General features: G+C 33.6%; 8 protein-coding genes. 1 reads left to right on the forward strand and 7 read right to left on the reverse strand.

All coding sequences use genetic code 11. From position 1 onward, the window contains the following. Positions 1-549: 549 nt before the first annotated feature. Together HP552_RS09085 and HP552_RS09090 are read right to left on the reverse strand one after the other, a co-directional pair. Complete coding sequence (locus HP552_RS09085) at positions 550-2,826, reverse strand: AAA family ATPase (protein WP_175395200.1); 2,277 nt, start codon at positions 2,824-2,826, stop codon at positions 550-552. Between the two features lie 130 nt (positions 2,827-2,956). Beyond that, complete coding sequence (locus tag HP552_RS09090; RefSeq protein WP_175395201.1) at positions 2,957-3,316, reverse strand: helix-turn-helix domain-containing protein; 360 nt, start codon at positions 3,314-3,316, stop codon at positions 2,957-2,959. 143 nt (positions 3,317-3,459) lie between these two features. Between HP552_RS09090 and HP552_RS09095 the strand changes: the two genes are divergently transcribed. Beyond that, positions 3,460-4,458, forward strand: coding sequence for a DGQHR domain-containing protein (locus HP552_RS09095; RefSeq protein WP_175395202.1), 999 nt, complete (start codon positions 3,460-3,462; stop codon positions 4,456-4,458). Between the two features lie 53 nt (positions 4,459-4,511). Here HP552_RS09095 and HP552_RS09100 read toward each other — a convergent pair whose 3' ends face one another. From HP552_RS09100 to HP552_RS09120, 5 genes are all read right to left on the reverse strand, one after another. Beyond that, on the reverse strand, positions 4,512-5,984 hold the full coding sequence (locus HP552_RS09100; protein ID WP_175395203.1) for an RING finger protein: 1,473 nt from the start codon (positions 5,982-5,984) through the stop codon (positions 4,512-4,514). Continuing rightward, entirely contained in the window at positions 5,984-7,012 is a 1,029-nt protein-coding gene (locus tag HP552_RS09105; protein ID WP_175395204.1) for an ATP-binding protein, read from the reverse strand. The genes HP552_RS09100 and HP552_RS09105 overlap by 1 nt, the downstream gene beginning before the upstream one ends. Continuing rightward, positions 6,972-8,966 carry a TnsB C-terminal domain-containing protein gene (locus HP552_RS09110; RefSeq protein WP_175395205.1) on the reverse strand — a complete coding sequence of 665 codons (1,995 nt, stop codon included), beginning with the start codon at positions 8,964-8,966 and terminating at the stop codon, positions 6,972-6,974. Before HP552_RS09110 ends, HP552_RS09105 begins: the two co-directional genes overlap by 41 nt. Further along, entirely contained in the window at positions 8,959-9,612 is a 654-nt protein-coding gene (locus tag HP552_RS09115; protein ID WP_175395206.1) for a PDDEXK family nuclease, read from the reverse strand. Before HP552_RS09115 ends, HP552_RS09110 begins: the two co-directional genes overlap by 8 nt. 404 nt (positions 9,613-10,016) lie before the next feature. Beyond that, positions 10,017-10,380, reverse strand: a 364-nt coding sequence (locus tag HP552_RS09120) for a hypothetical protein (protein WP_175395207.1), incomplete at its 5' end; no start/stop codon positions are given.

Consider the following 10,380-nt stretch of genomic DNA (forward strand, 5'->3'; position numbering starts at 1 on the left):
AAAGTACGCTGAGCATATGCTATGTGCTAGGAACAAATTGCACCTCTTTTTTTTGGTGAGATTATACCCTTGTTCAATTGAACTATCCTGCCCGTTAGCTTAATGATTAACGGGTGGAAACCGATTAGTTATATACCTAATCAGCAATCGGATCATGTTCTTGCCCATTACGGTAATCTGTACAAGTTCTTGTCCTTGGCTTGGGATAAGAACTTGTACAGATAAAATAAAAAAGCCGCTAAAATAGCGACCTTGAATGGAACAATAATTCCTGAGACAGCAGACGAACCGCCTCTTTCTTCGATTCTTCGCTATATCGATTAAAGGTTTGGACTTTCTTCACTGGAGTTTGAGCTCATTGTAACATGTCCTCTTTTTACACTGTCTACTAACAGGGGATAATACCATTATGAAGGCATTTTTTATTCACTAATTAGTTCACGCTTTTACTTATATTGTGAGTTAAGGTCAATTAGCTACCTAATAGCAATATACCCATAAGGTAACCTTTATATGCGTTTTTTCGTTGATAAATACGGAAAGCATTTCTTACTCGGAAATTACACTTGCAACTTCCTGTACTCCAGATAAGATCTCCTTCATACTTTGTTTGGAATCCTTGATTTTGTCTTCAGGAGAGACTGGTTCGACATTTTCCTTCATCATCATGGAATAATGAGCAGAATGACCATTCTTTATGAAAATCTCTTTAAACACAACAAGGTATTTTTGAATTAAATCTGTATTATTTTCTACATACAAATCTTCGCTAATGAAATGAGAACCATCATTAACCCAAGATATTAGGGAGCGGCAGATCATTCTTTCCTCGTGATCAAACTTATCTTCAAGTACATCAAGACTTATACCACCGTAAAATTTAAAATAGTTTTCTAGTATTCTCCTCATACTATTTTGGATAGAGACAAAACTGATATTATCTGAATATTTAAGTTCTTTCCATAGGAGTTCATAAGAAGTACTTATAGGGTTTTCCTCAAAATATTTTACTGATGAAATATTGTTATCTTTCCTTATTATCCAATAAGTCCCTTCTCCAAACCTTTTGGAGCCTTTGTTAAAAGTTATTTCTTTATGAAAGTATATATTATGAGTTAATATAAATAACTGTTTAATATCTGACTTCCCACTATTAACATCAAACATGATTTCACGCACTAAACTGCTCACCATAAAGAGAACACTACTATCTAAGCTAGATATTGGGTCATCTATTACAACAACTTTATTTGTAGTTATTTTACTGATGTCGTTACTACCTTTTAATAATTGATAAAAATAGAGAAAAGTAATAAATGTTTTCTCTCCTTCGCTTAGTGTATCTTTTACATCTTCACCATTCTCACGGATGATTTTATAATTTCCTTCCTCGGCAGCAGCTGCTAACTTAAAGTTTTTAAAGCCAAAAGAATTTAAGTATTTATTTATTTCATTTACCGAGTGTTCGACGCTTGTTATCTGTTGTTGATTTATAGCCAGTTCTTTTTCATGAGAGATTTTATACTCGATTTTTTTTGATATAGAATTTTCAATTCCTCTGATCATCTTATCTTTATCTGCTATAATATTATCAAAAATTTTCAAGTCTTCGCTTATTTGATCTGCTATGTATAACCAGATTTCCGCTGATAATTTTTCTCGCTCAAGCTTTATATTCTCCATACGTTTGTTATGGTGTTCGATTTTTATTACTGATGCTGTTATTGAAATGTTTAGTAATTGAACTAATTCTGAAATTTCAACCAATTCAATGCTTCTGCTTGGCTCTTTGATTTTCTGTTTTAAAAGTAATTTATTTTCTTCATGTTTTGATTCAATTAAACGTAATGTTGAATTTATTTCCTCAAGATCTACAAAAGTATTATTGGAGTGAACATTACAAAACGATTTGATTTTAGAGATAATTTCTTCTGTGTGCAACAAATAATTTTCAGAGGAATTTCCAAGTGTTTCAATATTTTGTTCATATGTATCATCGAAATATAAATTTATTTGTTCTGTAAAGTAATCTGGAAGTAATTGCTGACAAAATGGACAAATCCCATCTGTATCATGGATTTTTAGTATTCCTTGTTTAACCCAATCGCTTATTCCTAATTTTGTTATAAGCCTTGCGATGTCTACATCTTCTTTTCCAATAATTTTATTTTTAAAAATTGGATCGCTTTCAAAAGTATTATCATAATTGATTAGTGTAGGCATTGCTACTAGCTCGACCTTTCCATTATATAAACCTTCCTTAAGAATCTTAATTTCCTCCAAAGTTCTTATACTGGTTGTGGAATTTATTAGTTTTGATTCCTCTATACATTTTTGCATGAATTTCTCTTTAGAATTTCTATACCCCTCAATTAACTCTTTAAAATCCGGATCAATGCTTTTCTTTAGCCTCCAGCACTTTTCCTTAAACTCATCGACAATAACCGCTCTGTCGTGACTTTTTTCTCCTAGTAGTATTCTTTTCTTTCTGATCTCTTCATCATGCTTAATAATATTTCCCTTTAACTCGTCAATCTTTGTTTGTAATTCTACAGATTCCTTGCCAAGTGTGAAAATACCCTTAATGGAATTACTTAAGAAGTTCTCATTTACGAAATTACGATTATAAACGCATGTGGTCATTTGGTTGCCTTTCCACTCCATAGAACAACTTGGGAAATTTACGGGATTTCGAATAAACTCTGATAATGTTGTCTTGCCAGATCCATTATTTCCAAAGATGAAGTTGACATTTTTAAGATTTTCTAGTTTAACGCCAAAATTATTATAAGATGCGATTTCTTTTAATCTAATTTTCTCTATCATTTGATTATTTACACCTCTTGGACAATAATTTTTTAGAAATATAGGAAATAGAAAACAAGTTTTCCCTTTAGAAATAAAAACTAATTAAACCTGAATCAACTGCTTTAAAGAACATAACTAAAGAACAGATTTAACTAGAAATTTTCAATTTATCAATTGTTTTAAGAAGATCATAAATAAAGTTCTCAACTATTCTAATTTCTTCAATATTTCTTTGTGAAAGAACCTCGTTAATTCTGTCTAAGATTTCAAACATCTCTTTGTTTGGTAGTTCATTTTCAAAATGACGGAATAATTCTGCTGGTGTAACATCTAAAGCTTCAATTAGTTTCTGCAGGGTCTCCAAAGAAATGTTTCTCTCCCCTTTTTCAATCCCACCAATATAAGGCTGTGGGAGATCTACTTGTTCACCTAAGTTCGCTTGGGTCAATCCTTTTGATTTTCTTAACGATTTTATTCGCTCACCTACGAAAGCACTGATTTTTATCATAAGTACAATCACCTCTCTTTTAAGAGTAGGTGTACTTATGTATGAAATAAATATACTCAAACTATATATTACCATTAGTAATTATATATTTTAAGGTATATATTTTATTTAGATATAATAAAAATTCTATAGGAGTGTACTTAATGAGACAATTACCTCATCAAATAGTTATAGAAAATGTAGTTCAAACTAAAATGAGGGGAAAAATCGCTTATCAAAGCGCGTTTCCATCCTCAATTGCTGTGGATTTAACCTATGTTAAACCATATAACGACCCATCTGGAAAAGGATATCAACGGCCAGTTGATCAAAAACGTGTTGATGAATTTGCTTTATACCTTTCTAAAGGGGATAACGCATTATTCACACCGATTCTATTGAATGCATCTGGTATGTGGGAATTCACAGCGTATGATTCTAGTAGACCAATGTTTGGAAGATTATTCTGCAAGAATAAAGCATCTTTAATGGATGGACAGCACCGGCTAGGTGGTATAAAACGTTATACGAAGGAAACACAATCAGAAATAAATGTTCCCTTCATGGTGTTTCATTATTTAGATGACGATGAAGAAATTCAATTCTTTGATATAATTAATACAAAAGCCAAAGGGCTAGGTACTTCTTTAAGTAAGTTTTTGAAAAGAGAAAACGACGAGCTAAGCTGGATGTCTACTGAGCTGTTGATATTAAACGATAGTCCTTTCTATCATATTGGTAGCATCACAGGTAAACGTAGTAAAGGAAGACATATTACTCTTCAGAATCTTTATCGTATGTTAAAGTATTTTTTCAAAGACACTGGAGTTACTAACTTATCAAAACACGAAAAGGTAGATATAGTTCTTGTATTTTTTAATATAATGCGTCAAGAATATCCTCATGAATGGTTAAACTATAAAGAATACAAACTTACTCACATCGTATGTTTGGATGCATTAGCAATGGCAGCATCCAAAATGCTATTCCACTGTAAAAAAGAAAACTCAACACAAATAGACCATCAAGAATTTATTAAGTCAGTGAAACGCTTAAAAAAGATTGATTGGTCTATATATGGTCCTTTTAAATATTTAAAAGGTATTTCAAGTTCTAAGACTTTAGCTATAGAATTATTCGATATTATGAATTTAGAAAAATAAAATTAAAAGATCTAGGTATAGGTTATGAAACAGTTTCCTATACCTTTATGAACTCACTTGTTATTTGAAAATGGGCACGCAAGCTCATTATACTCTCTTTTATCGTCCCACCAATGAAATTCAAGTTCTTCATTACTCTCATTTGAGAAAACAGCAATAAATAGAGGATACTTATCTTCAAATTGAGGAACTGCTGGCATAATTCCTTCTGAAATGAATTCTTTAGAATGTTGAAGCCAGTTATCAAACCACTTTAGCAAAAATTGATCCAAGATTCGATTTAACAACCATTTCGTGGCCGCTCGACTACTCAAGGTAATATCATCTATCTGATTATTCCATTGATCATATAGGTCATAGAGAAAGTAAGCACTTGAGGGAAACTCAAAGATAGGTTTATTAAGACGTTTTGGACGCCCCATATTATCGACTAATGAGAAATGATCAAAATTTTGAATGGTTCTACGCCAAGCTATATACGCATAAGCATAACTACAAATTGGTCCACGCCCTTTGAAATTTTTCAATTCATATAGACAAGATTTATGTTCAGCTAAGATGGTTTGCCTTATATGCTTGGAGACACCAGCAATAATCCGTTTGTAGTTTTGGTAAAATTCTTTCTGCAATATATCAAATCTAGCCTTTTTGATATAAAATTCATTTAGGTTTGAGAAATCACCTTTCTTTGAATATTTGAATGCAAATTTTTTCTCTTCAAAACTTCTTATTGTTTTAATACTTTTACTACTCTCTACAAAGTTATGGCCTGGAATATTGTTCGCTTTATTTGTAACAGTTAAAAAGTTTATTAATGAATTTGGATGTTTTTCAAAATCAGTTTGAGGGATAAAGTACATTTTTTTAAGCCTGGACTTCTGATGATTTGTTAGTGTTAGCCATTGAAGAAGCTCAGGTGGAAGTGTATTGTAATGTTCTTGGGGTTGATTCCAAGAATCATAAAAAAGTTGATCCTGGTTTATTTGACAATATTCATGACCACAACTACATATGAATGGGGAATCAAACATTTTGTTGGATAATGAATAGTCATATTCCGAGCCACATTCTGGACAACATTGTATGAGTTTTTTATTGTGGAATGGACAATGATGCAATAGTTTGAACTGATGAAATATTGAGTGATAACCTTGCTCTAAACATTGAACACAAAAGTACAATTTTTCTCTTAAATAAACACTTTCCCATGGACTAACTACACCCAATAAATGGTCTTGAGGTAAAAGCCTTATTAGTTCATCTAAATTTTTACGATTTCTTTGAACTAGGTCAATACCAAATACGTCTTTAATTAACTGTTCATTTAAAGAGAACATTTTAACTAAATCATAATGGCTAGGTCTAATAACACGAAGATTTTTCACCTCATCTATTCCAAACTTTCTAATAATATCTAAATCCAGAACTTCATTAGCAATTTTAAATTTTTCGAATATACTCCAAGGCGATTCATAAGGCTTTATCCAATTTGCTCTCCATGTATAAACATCTTTAGGCGGGCTCATCAATCTGGACCTCTATAAATTTCTGCTTCTATATACCCTGAGCTTTTGATTGCTCTTTTCCATAGGGCTTGATTCAGACTCTCTACATCATTTCCTTCACACCCGTATTTTTTCAAAGCAAATTCTATTGTTCTAGTTACATACTGCATAGGAATTTCGAATGACTTGCTGATCCCAGCTTCTTGTCTCAATGAAACAAAAACATCAAAAAGTTGTTTTGAATAATTACTCAGCCTGAATTCTTCCTTCTCAAAGCTTTCAGGAAAATAATATCTCGTGAACGACCACGCAGAATCGTATGGGTAAAAAGCCCCCTCATCGTAACAAAGCAAACACTCATTTAAATCGTCCTCTGATCTAATTCCATGAAATTTGTATGGCTCCACCATAAATCTTCCAATGATTTGATACTTTTCTTCTTCAAAAAAGACAGATCTTTGATTAAGTAGTTCGTTCTGGCCGACTAAAAATACAGTTAGATTTATCCCATAACGATCCAATTCATTAGAAATATCCATTAACCAGCCATATTGAATTTCATGAAGCCTCTGTGCATCATCTAAAAAAAAGACAGTTCGATTTTGTCCAGCAGCATCCGCTTGTTCAATAAGAAATTTCAATAACCTCTCCCGCTTAAGAACAGCATTTCTTGAAGAGTAGAATCCATGTCCTATATCCTTTAATATTTCCGTAAAAAAAACATCTTCATTTGGTTTTGTATGCTCACGACATAACAAATTGTACATAGGCAATTTTTCGAAATCCATAGGTAATGCCTTCATTAGATAAGCAATGGCACGGGTTTTTCCTAGACGTGGTCTACCATGGACAACTGTTCCGGGTAATCGGTCTTCAATACTTTCCTTCACCCTTGCATAAAGATTGTTAATTTCATTGGTAGGGATATCGTATTTACCAGTTTCAACAGGATGAGCTCCTTTAGGCAGAAGTGGGCGTTTTAAACTTGGAGGAGAATTTTGTTCTTTTTCAGTAGATAATAGCTCTTCTAAATTTCCTTGAATCTCCATGTTTATCCTCCTCTGTCGGTTTTACTATTTTTTTAGGATTCGCGGAAATCGTATTATTTGAATTAACTTCAGTTTGGCAAACTTCACCTGGCAAACTAGGCTGATCTATATGATCATCTTGCTCAAGTGAGACATCTTTATTTCTTTCTTGATTTCTGGATAGTTCGTATGCTTTTCCAGCCTTTCTACTGCTCGTTTTTGCTCCTTCTCCTAGAAATTTTTGATAAACTTCTATAGGGTTTTCTGAAGAAGAATAACGTATTAGCTTTTTTCGCTTAAGCCTAAATATCTCTCTACGAACCTGTAAGGTATGCGGTGTAATGCCCCACTTTCCTGCTGCTTTTAGTTTTCCTAGTTCGGAACCATCAGGTAGAAATGCTCTTATTACTCGTAGGTCATCCACATTAACAAAAATATCGACTTTTTTTCCAATTAAACCAGGTGAACGAGAAAGCAATGAGCTTGTGTACCTAACATTTTCATATTGAATATATGGACGTCGACCATGCTTAACGTCACCTTTGATTTCACGTGTTGTTTGTAAAGATAAAAAAGCTACTTCGTTCCTCTGCTCCTCTGGTAGTTGGTTTACAGAAAAATTTTGAAGCCGACTTTTCATTGTTTCAAGTGGCGTCATAAAGTTCACTCCTTCATGCTCGGTACCGTTGTAGTCTGCAATCATGACATCAACCAATTCCTCAACATGCTGTACAGTTATACGATGCTTCTTAGCTAATTTAGAAGGATTCGCCCTTCTCGGATCCTTTGAATTGCTACCTGTTGTACTAGGTAATCTGTGAAATCCATTTTCTTCAAAAATACCGAACCATCTTTCGATATGAGCTCTTTTAATAGGAAAACCAACTTTCCCAGGATTCACTCTACACTTCACAACTTGTTTTAATCTGTCTTTGACTATAGTGGCCAAGTTAGCCTTTGCCTGATCATAAAGAATTTCATCCCATATTGCCCACTGAGTTTCTTCAATGATCGTAGAGGGATATCCTCCGTCAGTTGGATATTGCAATCCTGGGATTGTCAAAATTTTAGGTACCCAAGGTACAACACTATTACGAATACAATGTAAAACATCGGTTGAAGAATATTCACGGTTAAAACTCAAATAGTGTCCCAAAATGGTCCGAGTACCTACATCAAAGATAACAAGTAACCAAATTCTATCTATAACGGTATAGATATCATCACCTTCAGGAGTCTTTAGAACTAAAACAGCATGTAGATCAATTTTATGGCCATCAAACTGTACTTGCTCATAGGGTCTTATGATCTGTCTGTACACTTCATCAGAACCAGTGCTCTTGATTAACTTGGATATATCCTGACCGTATCGACCTGAGGCTTTGTTGATATCGTGGTCTTCTAAAGTTTTAAGATAAGAGTATAGACTTCGCCTTGCCACTTCCTTTGTATTAAACGGATAATCATTGGGTGCTTTCAAACCAACTTTCCTACATTCCTTTACCATTGCTCTGTGAATGTCTTTACCTCTTGTAACAGGATCTGAGACAGAGCGTGATTTTTTTCTGTAATACAACCGATGAATTTCATCACGGATAGTAGGATATGTTTCAAGTAAGAGTTCAAAAGATCCGTTCATACCAGATGATTCAAATTCAGCATTTGGAAGATTTTCACGCTTATAAACGGTTATTCTTTTGTTAGGTATAAGGGCCCTGTATCCCCATGGAGCCTTTTGAGCATCGAGTGCAAGACATCTTTTCACCAATCGGGCCACTTCGTTACGATGCAGTCCTGTCTTATCTTCTATTTCAAAATGAGAATGATCAGCAAAATACATTTCTACGGCTTTCTTTCTCTTCTCATAAACAATTTGATTATGTTTGGATAATTTATCGATGTTAACTGTAGACCACTGTGATAAGTCAATAGCATGACCTAATTCAGTGTTCTCTATTAATTTTCTTTTACTCATCGATCCACACCTCCAATTTTGGACCTATTGGTGCTCTATCTAAACTACTTTTAATAAATCCTTTATAAATCATCCAGCAAACGCCTTCAGTTACTCGTAAAAAAGGAATCTTACTATCTAAGCTAGCTTTTAATTCCTGTATAGTTATTTTTTTCAGACTAAGTATTTGAGAGATTAGATGTATGTCTGTATCAATTGGATGCAGCCTATTAGACACTATTGAGATAAGAAGTTTCTTGTTGGAGAGAAGAAGAGGGTTAGAGCGAATTTCTTGATCATTTACAACACAATGTTTAATATTTTTTTCTTTACACCATTGTTCTTCTATTAACAACTGATTTTTTAATTTTCCATTTTTTGACTTCTCTACTTTTGAAAATCTAACTTTGATGATTGCTTCGGTGTTATCTTGATATTTCACCCAATAACTAGGTACGGAGGTGATAATTTTACTTGTGAAAGAGGATTCAATTAAAATTGGTCTTTCACAATACGATAGAATTCTAGGATCTGTTTCAATAAAGAGCCAGTAATCGTATTCTAGATCACCCAGAAGGGTGACATCTCGCTTAAGTTTAGGACTGTAGGCTTCCCAGTACCCAACTCCTGTTTTTTCTGACTTAGTTAATGGGATTGGACTATACATAAATCACCCCTTGAAATTAATTCCAATATTTATTGAAAATAGATTAACCTATTGCTAGAAGTTATGCAAGAAGTTTATGTTCATTTTTAAGTTATGCACTAATCTTAACTTCATTTATTTTGTGAAGTTAAGATTAGTGCATAAGAAAAAAAGCCTTGAGTATCAAGACTTTTAATGCAAGTATTTTAAGTTCACCGTACAACTTTGTGTCATTCTCCAGTCTGGTGGGTAACTTTCTGTCACTACCACCTTCACAAATTACCTATCCATGTTGTTTACAGCGTTTCTCATATGGTATCCAATAAACAACGATTTTATACACCTGCATTCAACGAAAAAAGAGCAGCGTGCTAAAAACTGCAAACCGCTCATTGCATATTAAATTTTCGGTTAAGTTTCTACATTTATTGATGAGATATCATTAAATTACTGGTATATATCTTCCACACAAGTTTACTATCAGTGAAAGTTCCTATCCACCAGTTATTATCGCCAGGAAAATAAAACAGAATATCTTCTCTTCCATCACCATTGAAATCTCCTACCCAAAACGGCCGGCCGTCATTGATTCCGTGTCCAAAGCCAACAGTGTTACCAGCAAGATTCCACTTTAATTCCGATCCATTATAAGAGCCAAGCCACCAGTTATCATCACCTGGGAAGTAAAATAGGATCTCATCCATCGTTGAATTAGAAAACCTTCCCGTCCAGAACGGTCGACCGTCATTGATCCCATGTCCAAAACCAGCGGTGTTACCGACGAAATGC

Source organism: Paenibacillus xylanilyticus (genome assembly GCF_013359935.1).
In the GTDB taxonomy this organism is placed as follows: domain Bacteria; phylum Bacillota; class Bacilli; order Paenibacillales; family Paenibacillaceae; genus Paenibacillus; species Paenibacillus xylanilyticus.

Excerpts from the sequence above, each read along its gene's own strand:
- HP552_RS09085 (WP_175395200.1), bottom strand. The coding sequence starts at position 2,826 with ATGATAGAGAAAATTAGATTAAAAGAAATCGCATCTTATAATAATTTT.
- HP552_RS09090 (WP_175395201.1), bottom strand. The coding sequence starts at position 3,316 with ATGATAAAAATCAGTGCTTTCGTAGGTGAGCGAATAAAATCGTTAAGA.
- HP552_RS09095 (WP_175395202.1), top strand. The coding sequence starts at position 3,460 with ATGAGACAATTACCTCATCAAATAGTTATAGAAAATGTAGTTCAAACT.
- HP552_RS09100 (WP_175395203.1), bottom strand. The coding sequence starts at position 5,984 with ATGAGCCCGCCTAAAGATGTTTATACATGGAGAGCAAATTGGATAAAG.
- HP552_RS09105 (WP_175395204.1), bottom strand. The coding sequence starts at position 7,012 with ATGGAGATTCAAGGAAATTTAGAAGAGCTATTATCTACTGAAAAAGAA.
- HP552_RS09110 (WP_175395205.1), bottom strand. The coding sequence starts at position 8,966 with ATGAGTAAAAGAAAATTAATAGAGAACACTGAATTAGGTCATGCTATT.
- HP552_RS09115 (WP_175395206.1), bottom strand. The coding sequence starts at position 9,612 with ATGTATAGTCCAATCCCATTAACTAAGTCAGAAAAAACAGGAGTTGGG.